At 33.4% G+C, this 16,754-nt stretch carries 20 protein-coding genes and 1 pseudogene; 13 read left to right on the top strand and 8 right to left on the bottom strand.

The window, feature by feature from the left end; translation table 11 throughout:
• The 8 genes and pseudogenes from CLLU_RS15495 to CLLU_RS15460 all read left to right on the top strand — a co-directional run.
• Positions 1-376 (top strand): annotated as a pseudogene (locus tag CLLU_RS15495) (hypothetical protein); the annotation flags it as partial.
• Positions 377-382: 6 nt separating this feature from the next.
• Positions 383-1,477: a UDP-galactopyranose mutase gene (gene glf / locus CLLU_RS15490; protein WP_106010681.1), complete on the top strand. Its 1,095-nt coding sequence runs from the start codon at positions 383-385 to the stop codon at positions 1,475-1,477.
• A gap of 1 nt (position 1,478) precedes the next feature.
• Positions 1,479-2,933: a flippase gene (locus CLLU_RS15485; protein WP_106010680.1), complete on the top strand. Its 1,455-nt coding sequence runs from the start codon at positions 1,479-1,481 to the stop codon at positions 2,931-2,933.
• 21 nt (positions 2,934-2,954) lie between these two features.
• A complete protein-coding gene (rfbB, locus tag CLLU_RS15480) occupies positions 2,955-4,004 on the top strand; it encodes a dTDP-glucose 4,6-dehydratase (RefSeq protein ID WP_106010679.1) in 1,050 nt (349 codons plus the stop codon).
• Positions 4,005-4,040: 36 nt separating this feature from the next.
• Positions 4,041-4,919: a glucose-1-phosphate thymidylyltransferase RfbA gene (gene rfbA, locus CLLU_RS15475; RefSeq protein WP_106010678.1), complete on the top strand. Its 879-nt coding sequence runs from the start codon at positions 4,041-4,043 to the stop codon at positions 4,917-4,919.
• A 23-nt stretch (positions 4,920-4,942) separates the two neighbouring features.
• Positions 4,943-5,824, top strand: a complete 882-nt coding sequence (gene rfbD, locus CLLU_RS15470) for a dTDP-4-dehydrorhamnose reductase (protein WP_106010677.1) — start codon at positions 4,943-4,945, stop codon at positions 5,822-5,824.
• 53 nt (positions 5,825-5,877) lie between these two features.
• Positions 5,878-6,420 (top strand): dTDP-4-dehydrorhamnose 3,5-epimerase, encoded by a 543-nt coding sequence (gene rfbC, locus CLLU_RS15465; protein WP_106010676.1) that lies wholly within the window; start codon positions 5,878-5,880, stop codon positions 6,418-6,420.
• Positions 6,365-6,838, top strand: coding sequence for a hypothetical protein (locus tag CLLU_RS15460; protein WP_207656019.1), 474 nt, complete (start codon positions 6,365-6,367; stop codon positions 6,836-6,838). Before rfbC ends, CLLU_RS15460 begins: the two co-directional genes overlap by 56 nt.
• Positions 6,839-6,992: 154 nt before the next feature.
• Here the strand turns inward: CLLU_RS15460 and CLLU_RS15455 are convergent, their stop codons facing one another.
• A complete protein-coding gene (locus CLLU_RS15455; RefSeq protein ID WP_106010675.1) occupies positions 6,993-7,388 on the bottom strand; it encodes a hypothetical protein in 396 nt (131 codons plus the stop codon).
• A 398-nt stretch (positions 7,389-7,786) separates the two neighbouring features.
• Here CLLU_RS15455 and CLLU_RS15450 point away from each other — a divergent pair, with 398 nt between their 5' ends.
• Positions 7,787-8,791, top strand: a complete 1,005-nt coding sequence (locus tag CLLU_RS15450; RefSeq protein WP_242977688.1) for an Rpn family recombination-promoting nuclease/putative transposase — start codon at positions 7,787-7,789, stop codon at positions 8,789-8,791.
• A 287-nt stretch (positions 8,792-9,078) separates the two neighbouring features.
• Positions 9,079-9,213 carry a hypothetical protein gene (locus CLLU_RS19360; RefSeq protein ID WP_276329480.1) on the top strand — a complete coding sequence of 45 codons (135 nt, stop codon included), beginning with the start codon at positions 9,079-9,081 and terminating at the stop codon, positions 9,211-9,213.
• Positions 9,214-9,510: 297 nt separating this feature from the next.
• Here CLLU_RS19360 and CLLU_RS15445 read toward each other — a convergent pair whose 3' ends face one another.
• Complete coding sequence (locus tag CLLU_RS15445) at positions 9,511-9,690, bottom strand: hypothetical protein (protein ID WP_106010674.1); 180 nt, start codon at positions 9,688-9,690, stop codon at positions 9,511-9,513.
• 344 nt (positions 9,691-10,034) lie between these two features.
• Here CLLU_RS15445 and CLLU_RS15440 point away from each other — a divergent pair, with 344 nt between their 5' ends.
• Both CLLU_RS15440 and CLLU_RS15435 read left to right on the top strand, forming a co-directional pair.
• Positions 10,035-10,250 carry a hypothetical protein gene (locus tag CLLU_RS15440; protein WP_106010673.1) on the top strand — a complete coding sequence of 72 codons (216 nt, stop codon included), beginning with the start codon at positions 10,035-10,037 and terminating at the stop codon, positions 10,248-10,250.
• Entirely contained in the window at positions 10,237-10,656 is a 420-nt protein-coding gene (locus CLLU_RS15435) for a putative toxin-antitoxin system toxin component, PIN family (protein WP_106010672.1), read from the top strand. The genes CLLU_RS15440 and CLLU_RS15435 overlap by 14 nt, the downstream gene beginning before the upstream one ends.
• A gap of 149 nt (positions 10,657-10,805) precedes the next feature.
• On the opposite strand, the gene CLLU_RS15430 is transcribed toward CLLU_RS15435, so the two are convergent.
• Positions 10,806-11,105, bottom strand: coding sequence for a DUF1643 domain-containing protein (locus CLLU_RS15430; RefSeq protein WP_242977690.1), 300 nt, complete (start codon positions 11,103-11,105; stop codon positions 10,806-10,808).
• 73 nt (positions 11,106-11,178) lie between these two features.
• Between CLLU_RS15430 and CLLU_RS15425 the strand changes: the two genes are divergently transcribed.
• Positions 11,179-11,892, top strand: coding sequence for an Rpn family recombination-promoting nuclease/putative transposase (locus tag CLLU_RS15425; RefSeq protein WP_338078794.1), 714 nt, complete (start codon positions 11,179-11,181; stop codon positions 11,890-11,892).
• Positions 11,893-11,978: 86 nt separating this feature from the next.
• Here the strand turns inward: CLLU_RS15425 and CLLU_RS15420 are convergent, their stop codons facing one another.
• The 5 genes from CLLU_RS15420 to CLLU_RS15400 all read right to left on the bottom strand — a co-directional run bounded on the left by CLLU_RS15420 (position 11,979) and on the right by CLLU_RS15400 (position 16,493).
• Positions 11,979-12,629, bottom strand: a complete 651-nt coding sequence (locus tag CLLU_RS15420; RefSeq protein ID WP_106010669.1) for a GntR family transcriptional regulator — start codon at positions 12,627-12,629, stop codon at positions 11,979-11,981.
• A 76-nt stretch (positions 12,630-12,705) separates the two neighbouring features.
• On the bottom strand, positions 12,706-13,497 hold the full coding sequence (locus tag CLLU_RS15415; protein ID WP_106010668.1) for an ABC transporter permease: 792 nt from the start codon (positions 13,495-13,497) through the stop codon (positions 12,706-12,708).
• On the bottom strand, positions 13,490-14,317 hold the full coding sequence (locus CLLU_RS15410; protein WP_106010667.1) for an ABC transporter permease: 828 nt from the start codon (positions 14,315-14,317) through the stop codon (positions 13,490-13,492). Before CLLU_RS15410 ends, CLLU_RS15415 begins: the two co-directional genes overlap by 8 nt.
• Entirely contained in the window at positions 14,314-15,444 is a 1,131-nt protein-coding gene (locus tag CLLU_RS15405) for an ABC transporter ATP-binding protein (protein WP_106010666.1), read from the bottom strand. The genes CLLU_RS15410 and CLLU_RS15405 overlap by 4 nt, the downstream gene beginning before the upstream one ends.
• Complete coding sequence (locus tag CLLU_RS15400; RefSeq protein ID WP_106010665.1) at positions 15,420-16,493, bottom strand: ABC transporter substrate-binding protein; 1,074 nt, start codon at positions 16,491-16,493, stop codon at positions 15,420-15,422. The genes CLLU_RS15405 and CLLU_RS15400 overlap by 25 nt, the downstream gene beginning before the upstream one ends.
• Positions 16,494-16,754 lie beyond the last annotated feature (261 nt).

Here is a 16,754-nt window from a genome sequence, read left to right as displayed (position 1 = left end):
GAATTATATTAAGTGGATAGCATTAGAGAAGATGAATGTTAATGAAATAAAGCAACTTTTAAGAAAAGGTAAAGTTTATATTGATTTTGGTAACCATCCTGGTAAAGATAGGTTTCCTAGAGAGGCTGCTATTTCTGGATGTTGTATAATCACAGGAAAACGTGGAGCCGCTAAATTTTATGAGGATATTCCTATAAGTAGCAAATATAAATTTAATGATAATATAGCAAATATTGATAAAATAATAAATAGTATAAAATTGTGTTTAAATAATTATGATAATGAAATTAAGAATTTTCAAGAATATAGAAATATAATAATTAATGAAAAAGAGAAATTTGAAAAAGATTTATTAAATATTTTTAAAAAGGTGTGAATTATTATGAATTTTAAATACATAATTGTAGGAGCCGGGATAGCGGGACTTGTAATGGCAGAACGTATATCCAACGAATTAAATGAAAATGTACTTGTAATAGAAAAAAGAGATCACATAGGGGGTAACTGTTATGATTGTTACAATGATGATAAAATACTAATACATAAATATGGACCTCATATATTTCACACTAATTATAAAGAAACATGGGATTATCTGAGCAAATTTACAGAGTGGAATTATTATCAACATAGAGTGTTGACATATATAGATGGTAATTATATCCCAATGCCTATTACTACGGAAACTATAAATAAGTTATATAATATGAATTTATCTAATGATCAGATGGAAAAGTTTTTAAAAGATCAATCTCTGGATATTGAAGAAATAAAGAATTCAGAAGACGTAGTATTGAGTAAAGCAGGAAAAGAAATTTATGAAAAGTTTTTTAAAAACTATACAAAAAAACAGTGGGATTTATATCCCAATGAACTGGATAAATCTGTTATATCTAGAATACCTATAAGGTATAATAAGGATACTAGATATTTTACAGATAAATATCAGGGAATGCCCAAATGCGGTTATACTAAAATGTGTTATAATATGTTGAATTCTAATATACATGTACTTTTGAATACTGATTATAAAGATGTTATAAATGACCTGAATTATGAGATGTTGATATATACTGGACAAGTTGATTATTATTTTAACTATAAATACGGTCATTTAAAATATAGAAGTTTAAAATTTGATTTTGAAACTTTAGACTCTGAATCATGTCAAGATGCAGCAGTAGTTAACTACCCAAATGATTATGATTTTACAAGGATTACTGAATTCAAAAAGCTCACTGGACAGAAAAGTGATAAAACAACTATAGTAAGAGAATATCCTACCTGGAATGGAGAGCCATATTATCCTATACCAACTGATGAATGTAGTGAACAATATAATAAATACAAAGGTGAATGTGATAAACTTAAAAATGTAATATTTTTAGGTAGATTAGCTGAATATAAATATTGTAATATGGACGTAGTAGTAAAAAGAGCACTTGATGTATTTAAAGATGGGGTAAGTGATAGGTAATATGAGTGTGACCAAGAATTATGTATATAATGTTGTATATCAGATTGTAATTCTAATAGTACCATTAATAACTGTCCCCTATATATCAAGAATACTTGGTAGTGGAGGAGTTGGCATAAATGCGTATACTAACTCTATTATTCAGTATTTTATTTTATTTGGAACCATAGGAGTATCTCTATATGGCAACAGAACAATTGCTTACGTTAGAGACGATAAAACAAAGCTGAGCAGAACATTTTGGGGCATATTTTTATTGAAAATAATAACTGTCGTAATTTCTTACGCTGTTTTTATAATATTTATAAATTATACTAATAGTAAATATAGAGTCATATTTTTGTTTCAATCTATATATATGATATCCGCAGCAATAGATGTATCATGGCTGTTTATGGGACTTGAAGATTTTAAAAAAACTGTCACTAGAAACTTGATTGTTAAGGTAATAGGAGTAGTATGCATTTTCTTATTTGTAAAAATCAGATCGGATTTGTGGAAATATGTTCTGATCCTTGGCTGCTCTGAATTATTTGGACAACTTACCTTGTGGTTATATGTTCCTAAAACTATAGATAGGGTTAAGTTAAGTTTTTATGATATAAAAAAACATTTTATACCATCTATCAATTTATTTATACCGCAAATTGCAACGCAGATTTATTTGGTATTAAATAAAACTATGTTGGGGGCACTTTCCAATACAAATGAAGTAGGATATTTTGATATGTCGGATAAAATAACAAAAATGTCATTGGCAGTAGTTACATCAATGGGTGTAGTAATGCTTCCCAGAGTTGCCAATACTTTTTCAAAAGGTGACATGAAAAAAGTTAAAAAGTATTTGTCTAAATCATTTGATTTTGCTTCGTATTTGTCTGTTCCTATGATGTTTGGTCTAGCTGGAATTTCAGCACAGTTTACACCATGGTTTTTTGGAGCTGGATTTAATAAAACTGGAACTTTGATTTGTGTAATAAGCCCCATAGTAGTATTTATTGCATGGAGTAATGTTTTAGGTGTCCAATATATGATGCCAGTTGGCAAAGTAAAGCAATTTACTGTATCTGTTACTATCGGTGCAGTGGTTAATTTTATATTTAATGTCCTTTTAATTAGACATTTTCAATCATTAGGGACTGCTTTAGCTACAGTAATTGCTGAAATTTCTGTTACAACAGTTCAGTTTTATTTATTAAGAAAAGATATTGAATTTAGACAAATGTTTAAAAATATTTGGAAATACCTAATTTCGAGTATTGTTATGTTTGTTATTGTAAAATTTATAGGCTATACCTTGGGTATAGGTTTTAAAACTACTATATTCCAAATTATTATAGGAGGTTTAGTTTATATAATTTTATTATGTCTATTTAAATCTGATATGAATAGAAAATTAATTTATACTGTATTTAAAAAGTTTAAAGTTAATAATATAATAAATTTTGGTAAATAGTTTTTATAAAGGAGGACACCTATGAAAACATATTTAATTACTGGCGGTGCCGGTTTTATCGGCTCCAACTTCATTTATTACATATTAAAAAAATATAAAGATGTTAAGATAATAAACTATGACAAGCTTACCTATGCGGGAAATTTGGAAAATCTTGAATCTGTATCTGACAATCCAAATTATACATTTGTTCAGGGAGATATATGCGACAGGGATAAGTTGAATGCTGTATTTGAAAAATATGACATAGACTATGTGGTGAACTTTGCAGCGGAATCTCATGTGGACAGGAGCATAAAAAATCCTGAAATATTTGTCACCACCAATGTGCTTGGAACTGTGACACTTTTAAATACTGCTAAGCATTTCTGGACTGAAGGGGATGACTTTAAAGCGGGTAAAAAATATCTTCAGGTTTCCACGGACGAAGTCTACGGCTCTCTTGGAAAGGATGGATATTTTACGGAAAGTACTCCTCTTGATTCCCACAGTCCCTATTCTTCCAGCAAGGCATCTGCCGACCTTATGGTGAAATCCTATTATGACACATACAGGATGCCTGTGAATATTACAAGGTGCTCCAACAACTACGGACCTTATCAATTTCCTGAAAAATTGATTCCTCTTGTTATAAATAATTGTCTGAATGGCAGGGATATTCCTGTTTATGGTGATGGGCTTAACATACGTGACTGGCTTTATGTGGAGGATCATTGCAGGGCTATTGACCTGGTTTTGAATGCTGGAAGAGTTGGACAAGTTTATAATATAGGCGGACACAATGAGAGAACGAATATTCATATAGTTAAAACCATAATTTCCTATATACATGACCATGTAAATTCTTCTGTTGATGAAAAGCTCATAAAATATGTACAGGACAGAAAAGGCCATGACAGAAGATATGGTATAGATCCTTCGAAAATCAAAGGTGAGCTTGGCTGGTATCCTGAAACCAAATTTGAGGATGGAATAGTAGAGACTATAAAATGGTATCTCGATAATAGAAGCTGGATGGACAATGTGACCAGCGGTGATTATCAGAAATACTATGAAAAAATGTATTTATAATTGTGAGCTGTGAATTGAAGAGAGGTTGGTTGACTTATGAGAAAAGGTATAATATTGGCTGGAGGCTCTGGTACAAGGCTTTACCCCATGACCAAGGCCATATCCAAACAGATAATTCCCATATATGACAAGCCTATGATCTACTATCCTCTGTCTGTGCTTATGCTGGCTGGAATACGTGATATCCTTATAATATCCACTCCAAGGGACATAGGTGGATTTGAAGAGCTCCTGGGAGACGGAAGTCAGCTGGGGCTTCATTTTCAGTATGAAGTGCAGTATGAACCTAAAGGACTTGCTGAAGCCTTTATTGTTGGGGGAGAGTTTATTGGAAATGATGATGTAACTCTTGTGCTTGGAGACAATGTATTTCATGGGTATGGTTTTACTGAAAGGCTGGAGGCTGCCTCAAAAAGGCATGATTTTTCAACCATTTTTGGATATCATGTGAGCAATCCCAAAGCTTTTGGTGTTGTAGAATTTGACAAAAATTTCAATGTGGTTTCCATAGAAGAGAAACCTGAACATCCAAAGTCTGATTATGCAGTACCCGGGCTTTATTTTTACAGCAATGATGTGGTGGATATTGCTAAAAATATCAGGCCTTCTGCCAGAGGGGAACTTGAAATTACGGATATTAATAATGAGTATCTTAAAATGGGAAAACTTAAGGTGGAGCTTTTTGGCAGGGGCATGGCCTGGCTTGATACTGGCACCCCAAATGGACTTTTAAGTGCCGCCAACTTTGTGGAGGCCATTCAGACAAGGCAGGGGCTCTATGTAGCCTGCGTAGAGGAAATTGCCTACAGAAAGGGATACATAGATGATAAGCAGCTTATCAAGCTGGCGGAACCTCTTAAAAAGGTTGATTATGGGAAGTACATGTTGAGTTTGCTTGATAAAAAATACAATTAGACATTTTTAAGGGGTGAATACAGTTGAAAATATTGATTACCGGTGCAGGCGGTCAGCTTGCAGGTCAGCTCCGGCATATTTTAAATCTGGGAAAGTCAGAGCTTGGTAGTATAGATGAAATTTATTTGACTGCCAATGTAAAATATGTGAACAGGCAGCAGCTCGATATAAGCAGATTGAGTGATGTTTTAAATATTGTGGATGATTTTAGACCGGATGTAATTGTAAATTGTGCGGCTTACACCAATGTGGACAAGTGTGAAACAGATTTTGAGAATGCTTTCAGGGTGAATTCACTGGGCCCGAGAAATCTTGCTGCAGTTTCCAGAGCTTCAGGTGCAAAACTTGTACATATTTCCACTGACTATGTTTTTAATGGAAAGGGCTATATTCCTTTCAGAGAATATGATGTACCTGCTCCTGTCAGCGTATATGGGAAGACAAAATTTTTAGGTGAACAGTATGTAAGGGAAAATTGCAGCCAATATTTCATAATAAGGACTTCCTGGCTTTATGGAATGTACGGCAGAAATTTCGTATATACTATATTGAAGGCGGCAAAGGAAAAGGGGCATCTGGATGTGGTGGATGATCAGAGAGGAAATCCAACAAATGCGGAAGATCTGGCATATCATATTTTAAAGGTTATGCTTGGGGAGGAATACGGAATATATCACTGCACAGGAAATGGAGAGTGCAGCTGGTATGATTTTGCAAGAAAGATTGTGGAGTATGCAGATATAGATTGCACTGTGGATTCCATGAAATCGGACAAATTGAAAAGAGCCGCCCAAAGGCCCGAATTTTCTTCTCTTGACAATATGATGCTGCGGTGTACCGTAGGAGATAATATGCGGCAGTGGCAGGATGCCCTCAAGTCGTTTATTTCAAATTGCAGACTATAGATTGTGAACTGTGAATTTTAAATTGTGCATTGAAAAGGAAGGATCTGATTTAGATGGGAAAATTTAATTTCAAGCCTACGGAAGTAGAAGGCGTATATATAATTGAGACAGGTATATTTGGCGACAACAGGGGATATTTCATGGAAACCTACAATTATGATGAGTTTAAGGCGGCAGGCCTTGACATGGTATTTGTTCAGGATAATCAGTCGAAATCTAAAAAAGGAGTGCTGAGGGGATTACATTTCCAGAAACAATATTCTCAGGGCAAACTTGTGAGAGTGATAAAAGGTGAAGTATTTGACGTGGCTGTAGATATCAGAAATGGTTCGGACACCTATGGCAGATGGGTTGGAGTGGTTTTGTCGGAGGACAACAAGAAACAGTTTTACATACCTCAGGGATTCGCCCACGGCTTTCTCGTCCTTTCAGATGAAGCCGAGTTCTGCTACAAGTGTACCGATTTTTATCACCCCGAAGACGAGGGAGGCCTTATCTGGAATGACCCCGATATAAACATAAAATGGCCTCTTGAAGGAATTGACAACATTATTTTCTCCGAAAAGGACAAATTGTGGCCCAAGCTTAGGGACTGACCCCCATACAAAAAATGGAAATATAATAAAAAGACATATTGTTTCGGGATCTTATATATTCTTTAATGCTAATATTGAACAAAAAAGATTTATTACATCTTATTTTGAAATAGAAAAAATACTTGTTAAAGGACATCAGGATAGTGAAATTAATGTCCTTAAGTGTGATGCAAGGTCAGATGAAGTTGTGGTAATTGGCGATAGAAATCGTTCAAAGATATTAACGGCACCGTTATTATTTGATAGGAAATTAATTGGAAAATTAACAACATATAAGGCAGACGACACTTACTTTGATGGAAAACTTGCATCAGAATGCTCTGAGTTGGAGGCAATCAAGGATAAGACTTTAAATCCAAAAGTAATTAGTGAACAAGAAAAGGAACTGCTAATCAGTTTGTGCAGGAACAGAGGTTAAACTCTCGTGACATTTTTTAGAAATGAACTATAATAAATGCTGCTTTATATGGTTAAGTACAAACTCCAAATACTAGGTCTCTAAATATATTGCAGAGGATAATAGTATCTGGAGTTTCAATTATTAATTGTTTATTTGTTGGTAGTTAGTGCTATTACTGGGAGACTTTGATTTTTAGATTGTTTGCCTGGTTGTAGAAATAAGTGGCAGTTTTAATATCTTTATTACCGGTACTTGTTTTTTTTTGAGAGGTATATTCAAATATTGATTTGAATATAAAGCCCCAAAAGGCACCTATGCCTTTCTTTTGAAAATTATCAATGTTAGATGCAATGTTTGGATTCAAGGCCAGAAACACCTTAACTGGGGGAAGTTTTAAAATGTCATTGCAGAAAATAATGTTATTCAATACACTTGCATTTTTGGCTGTGGCCATACATGTACTCCAAACAGGATTATTGTTGGGGAAATTAGTAAATGGTTTATAAACGCTGGTAAAATTATTTTCAAGTTCTGTTTTGATAAAATTTATTGAAATTTTCTTTTCCATAGAATATCATCCTCCTGATTAATCAATTTATATATAAGACTGTATATTTAAGCCTTATATATAAAGTATCATAATATTGATATAACGTCAACGTATTTAAATAAGTTTTTTAAAATAATAGTTTTATGTGGAATTATTTATAGGAATGATGAAAAAGTATATAATTATGTTCGTAATTTAAATATCTTCATGTAATGAAATCACGTGTCCGGAACTCGAAATTATATTAATACGAGGTTACTTTCTAGGATCATGAACAAAATATTTTTATCCACACTGTGGATTATTTTAATATGTTTTGATAGAATGAAGATAATGAATATGTGTTTCAATGTATAAGAACTTATGTTCTGGTAGATACTAATAATACAGTAATATATTATTAGGAGGAAGATGATATGCCGGAGGATAGAGTTCACCATGAACATGATGTAGGTTACAAGTATATATTTTCCCACAAGGAAACATTTCTGGAGCTGTTGAGGAGCTTTGTCAAAAAGGATTGGGTTGATCTTATAAAAAGTGAAGATCTAATACTTATAGATAAATCTTATATACTTGAAGATTTCAGTGAAGAGGAATCGGATATTGTATACAAGGTAAATATAAAAGGGCAGGAAGTGATATTTTATATACTTCTTGAGTTCCAGTCCAGTGTAGATTACAGGATGCCCATGAGACTGCTGTTTTATATAGTTGAAATATGGAGAGAGATACTGAAGAATACCTCAAGGGATGACAGGCGCAGAAAGAATTTCAAACTGCCTGCAGTTGTTCTCATGGTGCTTTACAACGGTAAAAATAGATGGACTGCTTACAGAAATTTTAGAGATGTGTTAAGCGGCAGTGAGTTGTTTGGTGAAGACATAATAGATTTCAGATATATATTGTTTGATATTTACAGATATGATGAAAAACAGCTTGAGAGTATGGCAAACATGGTATCTACTGTATTTCTTCTGGACAAAGAAATAAGTAAAGAGGATTTGATGAAGAGGCTCAGACTTACGGCATATGTTCTTAAAAAGATAACCCCTGAGCAATTTGACATACTTAAAATCTGGCTCAAAAGCATAATGAAACCAAGATTAGATGATAAATCCAAGGTCAAGGTAGAAGAAATATTGGAAAAATCCAGTCAAGGGGAGGTGGATTCCATGGTGTCTAATTTGGGCAAAACTATAGACAATATTATAAGGGAAGGCAGAAAAGAAGGCGAAAGAGTTGGATTACTTCAGGGATTGGAAAAATTACTGGGTATTAAGTTTTCTGATACTTCCTATATGAGCAGAATAGAAAGGATAGAAGATGAAAATACCTTGAATTCTGTATTCGAAGATGCAGTTAAGAGTAACTCCATTGAAGAATTTAAAGAAAAATTGAAGCAGAGAAAACTAAATTAATGTATGGGGACTGATCCCCATACAAAAAATAGATGTTTTGGCACCGTATTATTCAAATGAATTTTATGGTGTTTTTATGACTAAAGAAAAATCAGGGAAGAACCTAGCAGCGAACGAACCTTTGTTCTAAAAAGCTGCTGACATATATAATAAATGCTATCTTAATCTTCTTTTAACAGTCAGTTTATAATACATTAAAAGTAATGTGTCAAACTATCAGAAGATAGGAAGCACATTCAGCTGATGTGTGGAATTGTATTAATTTTAATCAAAGAGGAGTAATATTTATGTATAAGATAGCAGTAGCTGGGACAGGTTATGTGGGGCTTGTAGCAGGGGTCTGTTTTGCAGAAGTCGGTCATTATGAGTATTTCGTTTCAATAGGTTCATCCGCAATTATCCGTTATATAGGATTTTGCTAACATCATCTTTGCCTTGAGTAACAACCTGGAATGTAAGATCAATAGTAGACAGACATAATTGGCTTATTAACGAAATCCGGCAAATACTTGTAATCTTGGATTGACCTCATAACAGCTGTAGTACAGAGATAATTTAAATCTAGGACAGTTTAAAAGTTGTTCTAAGCTTTATTTTTAAAAATGTGATTTAAAAGAATAAATTGTGTTATAATATATTTAAAAGAAGCCATTGCGGTTTTAGTTTAAAATTTTTTAGAGATTAAGGTTAATTAAAATGCACTTTCTGAGGGGTGCATTTTAATTTTTTGAGTCTTTATCTTCGGCAGTTATAGAAATTTCATTTTCAGTTAACTTGCCAATTGAAGATTTACCCTTGATTACTAATTTATCTTTTAAATATGTTCCTACAATCACCATAGCTGTTAAGCATAATGATGTAATACATATAGATATTACTATAATCACAGTATTACTCATGTTGCCACCTCCCCTGCTGTAAAAACCTTCTGGAAATTATGGATAAAATATTTTTATCCACAGTGTGGATTATTATAATTTATTTTGATAAAATGAAGATAATGAATATGTGTTTTAATGAATAGGAACTTATGTTCTGGAAAATACTAATAATAATAGTAATATATTATTAGGAGGAAGGTGATATGCCGGAGGATAGGGTTCACCATGAATATGACGTAGGCTGCAATAAACTGAATAACCTTTTTAAGAATATAATAAAATAGATATGGATTATATGTTTATAAATGAAATAACCAGAGATATAATTCCTTGTACGCTAGATATCAAAAGAGGTGTTTTAAATGAAACCCAGTGTAGATGATGTTTGGAATTTAATAAGTCAATTGACACCACAAGAAAAAAAAATAATTTACAATAAACTGCATGAAGATATAAAGCTTAAACTTAATGATATTTTGAATAATGTAAGTAAAAGGACAGAGTCGGAAAAAGTTGATTTTAAAGCAATAACTAAAGAAGTTGAATTAGTGAGAGAAAAAAATCATGCAGAAAATTAGATTGGTTATAGACACCAATATTTTTGTAAGTGCATTTTTAGGAAGTAAGAATGCAAAATTTTTAGTTAAAGAAATTTTTAATGATGAGTATGACTTGATTATAAGTGAAGAACAGCTCAGAGAAATAGATGAGGTATTGAGAAGACCTAAATTTACTAAATATATTCTTACATGGGAGATTGAAGAGCTTATAAGCTTATTATCTTTGAAAATTATTGTCCCGTCAATATATGATAAAATTAATGATTGCAGGGATAAAAAAGATAATATGATATTAGAGGAAGCAGTATACGGAAATGCTGAATATATTATTACAGGTGATGAGGATTTGCTTGTATTAAATCCATATAAGTGGATTAAGATTTATACATTGAAAGAATTCTTAACTCAGATGTATGATTTGTAAATTGTTTTTGGAGATGGTGGCAAATCCCACCCTGTGTAATTTTTTTGGGAATGACCCGCATACAAAGAAATGGAAACTATTTATGTCTGACATAGCAGTGCTTATGTGTATATCATAAATATAGAACAGGGCGGTGACCCTGCTCCATTTTATGCAATTATGAGATTTTGTTTATATCCTTTAAGTTCCGTGTCCCGTGACAAAAATAGTGGATGTTTTGGATTGCCTGTTTTGTTGATTCCAAAACAGTACAATTTATAGTTTTTCAAAAGGGATAAAACGTCAGAAGATCTATTGCAGAAATCACTTCCATTTCCCCAGGCGGCAATTATTTTATCTGCATTTTCTACAGATTTTAAAATATAATGGTCATTTTCTCTGCCCACAGGGTCTGAAACGATTTTTAGATATTCTGGATCAGTGGATCTATATGCAAAGAGATTTACTATTTCCAGGGTGCCAGAATTCCAGTCCAGTGTAGATTACAGGATGCTTATGAGGCTGCTGTTTTATATAGTTTAGATATGGAGAGAGATACTGAAGAATACTTCAAAAGGTGACAGGCGCAGAAAGGATTTCAAACTGCCTGCAATTGTTCCCATGGTGCTTTACAACGGTAAAAATAGATGGACTGCTTACAGAAATTTTAGAGATGTATTATGCGGCAGTGAGTTGTTTGGTGAAAATATAATAGATTTCAGGTATATATTGTTTGATATTTACAGATATGATGAAAGCCAGCTTGAGAGTATGACCAACATGGTATCTACTATATTTCTGCTGGACAAAGAAATAAGTAAAGAGGATTTGATGAAAAGGCTCAGACTTACAGCATATGTTCTTAAGAAGATAACTCCTGAGCAATTTGACATACTTAAAATTTGGATCAGAAGTATAATGAAGCCAAGATTGGATGATGAATCTAAGGTTAAGGTAGAAGAAATATTGGAAAAATCCAGTCAAGGGGAGGTGGATTCAATGGTGTCTAATTTGGGAAAAACTATAGACAATATTATAAAGGAAGGCAGAAAAGAAGGCGAAAAAGAAGGTAAAAAAGCTGGATTACTTCAGGGATTGGAAAAATTATTGGATATTAAGTTTTCTGATATTTCCTATATGAGCAGAATAGAAAGGATAGAGGATGAAAATACCTTGAATTCTGTATTCGAGGATGCAGTTAAGAGTAACTCCATTGAAGAATTTAGGGAAAAGCTGAGGAAAAGAAAATTGAATTAATTGTATGGGGACTGATCCCCATACAATTAATGGAAAAGGGAAAATATTTTTGTTGGCATGACTTGGGTTGATATATAAAAAATTGCCTATTTGAGCATCCTTCGCGATACGTTTGATATGTGTAATTTCATGCTGGATTCAGCGCTGGAATAGTTTTTTTCTTCTATTCCATGAATTATGTTTTCATGTTCCCTTATAGCAACTTCTTTATATTTGTTCAGACTTCCTGAAAGTATCAGATACCTCTGTATAATCGTATTTGTATCTTTGACCATTTCATAAAGCCACTTGTTATGTGTGAATTTGCTTATACTTACATGAAATTCATATTCTTTTTTTATCAGTTCGGTGTAGTTATTTTCTGCTATTGCTTTTTTCTGGATTTCAAATATGTTTTTCAGCTTTTTTAGTTCATTGGATTTTATGTTGTTCTCCAGTTGTTTTACAGCTAAAGGTTCTAATACCTCCCGTACTATTGTTATTTCTTCAACATCTTTCTGGCTTATATTTACTACAGTTGCGTTTCTTGAGGAATTTATCTCTATCAAATGCTCATATGCCAGCCTTCTCAAGGCGGCTCTTAGTGGTGTACGGCTTATTGCCAGCTGTTCCGCCAATTTCTCTTCTATCAATAATTCACCCGGTTTAAAAACATTTGTCATAATAGCATCCTTAATGATTTCGTATGCTCTTTCCGTTAGTGAAATTTTGTATCCTATTTCAGGTAATTTAGCCATATTATCTCACCTTTATTATAATATTTGTTATATTTTTATAATATATTGTATATGATAACATATATATCACAAAATGTTAAAATTCAATATATTTATGTATTTTAAATTTCTTTTCTAAGAATATCATGAAAAGAAATGAAAATACAATTATTATACTTGCAAATGATGTTATAATTGGATTGATGTCTATCGTCACGTATTGATAAATTCTGATTGGAAGTGTTACAGTATCTGTCTGGGCCAAAAATACTGTTACCGTATATTCATCCATTGAGATCAAAAATGCCATTATCCCGCCGGATATTATACTGGGCATCATTCCGGGCAGAATGACAGTTCTGAGCATATATAGAGGACTCGCCCCGTGTACAATTGCGGCTTCTTCCAATACAGGATCGCTCTGTCTTAGATTTGCACAGGCCATACGCACTATATAAGGGCTTATTACGATGGAGTGAGCCAATATTATGCTTAATAGAGAGCCCTGTATGTTGAATATGCTGAAAAATATCAAAAAGCTTATTCCAATTGTGACCAGTGGAATTATCAAAGGTCCCATAAATAAAGATTCCAGCATGCCTTTAAATGGGAGATTTCCCTTGACTATTCCCAGCGCGGCCATCACTCCCACTGTACAGGCTAATATTGTGGAGATACTTGCTATTATAAGGCTTAAAAGTGCGGATGACCATAATTGTCCATCTTGAAATAAATTTTTATAATGCTCAATTGACAGATTCTCTGGTGGAAAGCTGAACATATTTGATTTTGCAAAAGATGACGGTATAATTGCTATAAATGGTATAAATATGAATATCATCAAGATCAAGACGATTATATATTTAAACTCAAAACTTTTCTTAATCAATTCTAAATCTCCTTTCAAGCATACTTATTATGATAAGTATTACTGCAACTATGAATAATAGAGTCAATGACAGGGCAGCTCCCAGCCTGTAGTTACCTACATTGATAATGGAATTGTACGCCACATTGGAAAGAAATATATTTTTTGGCCCCCCCAGCATGAGCGGTACAAGGAATGTGCTTGCAGATAATGCAAATGTTATGGAACAGCCTGAAAAAACTCCAGGCAGGGACAGGGGAAATATAACCTTCCAGAAGGTCATTGAATCCGAAGCTCCCAGCATTTTTGAGGCCTCTATAACTGGTCTCTTTAATTTTTTCAAGGAACTGTACACACTTAGAACTACGAAAGGGAGGCTGTAATGAACCATTCCTATGACAACTGCCGAATATGAAAACAGCAGGTGCAGTTGGATACTGTTTTGAGAAAACATTTTAACCAGTTTGCTTACAGGTCCTTCGTTGCTTAAAATTATCATCCATCCGAAAAGTCTTATGGTAAGTCCCATAAACATGGGTGAAATTATTAGAATCAGCCAGGATTTTTGCTTTTCCGCTTCCCTAGTGAAAATAAAATAAGCCAGAAAATATCCCAATATCATAGTAATAACTGTTGTAATTACAGAAATATATAGTGTCCTTATCAAAACCTTGGAATAAGTATTATTGGTGAAGATAGTTGAATAACTTGTAAAATCCAGCTTATTTTCGGACAAAACACTTGTGATTAGTGTTTTTGCCAGTGGAAGAAAAAAGAGGATTAAAAAATATATAATTGCTGCCAAACCAATAACAGAATAAATTTTTTTCAGTCTAGTCATTGATAAATATCACTTCCATTACTATCATATTTATAGAACACAACAGATTCTTTGTTAAATGTAATTTCCAGTTTATCTTTAAGCTTGGGCAGCGGTTTCATCATTCCAGGAACTATAATGTTAATTGCAGTTCTTTCTCCCCAGTTGAATTCAACTTTTAGTTTTGTTTGACCTCCCAGGTATCGTGCTTCCAGAACACAAACTTCAGTTTTTGAATTCTGTTCTTTTGAAGGCTGTAAATTATGTTTTGAACAGCAAATATTAACAGCGTTGGAACGCATGTATAAAAATCCTCTGTCACCTCTGGCACAGTCTTTTTGAACATATCCTACAGGAATTTTTAAATTTCCCAGAGCAGCACTTTCTTTATCTCTCAAGACAGCACCTTTTACATGATTTGTATATCCAAAAAAATTTGCTACAAATGATGTTTTCGGGAAACTCAATATATCTTCGGGAATTCCGAATTGTTCAATTTTTCCCTTGTTCAATACTGCTATTTTATCTGATAGAAATAGTGCTTCATTTTGGCTGTGTGTCACGTAAACAGCTGTAAAACCAAGGGCTTCATGCAAATTTTTAATTTCATGGAGCATTTGATCCTTAAGTCTTTCGTCCAAGTTGGAAAGGGGTTCGTCAAATAGTATCACAACGGGTTCTATGGCAAGTGCTCTTGCAAGGCTCACTCTTTGCTGCTGTCCGCCTGACAGCTGTTTGGGCTTTCTCTCTGAAAGATTTGAAAGGCCCATCAAATTTAAATATTTATCTACTCTTTTATTTATAAAGTCTCTGTCTTTTTTTCTGGCCTTTAGCCCGTATGCAATATTCTCCCACACAGTCATGTGTGGGAAAAGTGCATATTGCTGAAAAACCATTCCTAGGTTTCTTTTATTGGGGGGAGTAAGACTTATATCTTTTCCCCGCAGTTTTATTGTTCCATCTGTTGGCAGTTTCAATCCGGCGATCATACGCAACAAGGTTGTCTTGCCTGCTCCGCTTGGACCGAGAAGTGATAAAAATTCACCATCTTTTAGTTCCAGGCTTATATCATCAATTACACTGACTTCTTTGAAAGTTTTTTTAATTTTATCCAATGATATTGTTATTTGGATGTTGCTTCTGTCCATTTACCTAATAACTCCTCTCTCTGAGATAATAATTTATTCCAGTCCGGAACTGTGAGTTCCTTGATTTTCTCATCTCCATAGGTTATTCCTTTGTCAACCAGATTACTGCTTAATTTGGCTTCCTTGTTTGTAGGTCCGTAATATAAATTTTTTGAGAATTCTGTCTGCACATCTGCATTCAGCCTGAAATCAATGAATTTCTCTGCTATTTCTTTATTTTTACTGCTGGATACTATACCTTCAGCACCACGTATTAAGACTCCGCCTTCTTTGGGAATGGTGAATTTTATATCTGGATTTTTTTCTTCCAATGCTATAGCTCTTCCATTAAACCAGGAAGAAATCACTATTGAGTTGGAGTTGAACAGTGATTCTGGTGATGAGAAGGAGGAATAATATTGTGCAATGGATGGTGTTAACTTTTTAAATGCTTCCCAGACCGGGGCCATGTTGTCATCTGAAGAATTTGTGGATTTTTCAGTCATTATAATGTCTGGTATATACTGGCTCATCATGGCAGCCTTTCCTTTAACTTCAGGATCCCAGAACACATTCCAGGAAGAAGGCTTGGATATTTCCTTGGAATTATACGCTATACCCCAGGCACCAAATTCAACTGACAGGCCAACTGTATCACCTTTGTCGGTTTTTAGAAAAGCCTGTGGATACAGCTTGTTCCAGTTTGAAAAATCAGAGGATTTCAATTTTGTAAGCAGCCCCTTATTTCCGGCATCAATTATATCAAAGTCATCCAGAGAAACTATATCCACATTTTTGGCGCCTCCATTTTGAAGTTTTGCTACGCTTATGTAAGGTGACAATTTAACTTTTACACCAGGATATTTTTTTTCAAAGGGTTTTACTACACATTTGTTGAAGACTTCATCATAAGTACCTCCATAGGTGGTGACTACAATAGTTCCCTTCAGTCCCGAATTGGAAGAAGTTGTATTGCTGCCACAGGCAGATAGAAATGCGGCTGAAGATATTATAAGCAGCACTGCTAGAAAAGATGAAATTAATTTAGTTTTCCTTTTTAAAATTTTCATTTATATTTCCCCCTCATATTTTGTTTAATCTTGTATATGGATTTGTATACAGAACTTAATTAAACTCACTATAAATATAATTTTATCTAATTTTATATTATATAGAAATATATATCAAGTATTTTATCAAAAAAAATGACGTTTTTTTAATAAAATAATATTTTGACTGAGTTTTTGTATATAAAATCACAATATTTTCATATGTTTTATACAATTATTGTAATAAAATGTTGTATTGTATTTTATTGTATGATATAATAT

This window comes from Clostridium luticellarii, from assembly GCF_002995845.1.
In the GTDB taxonomy this organism is placed as follows: Bacteria; Bacillota; Clostridia; order Clostridiales; family Clostridiaceae; genus Clostridium_B; species Clostridium_B luticellarii.
Note: the sequence above shows the minus strand (reverse complement) of the source record. Positions and strands in the feature narration are given on the sequence as shown.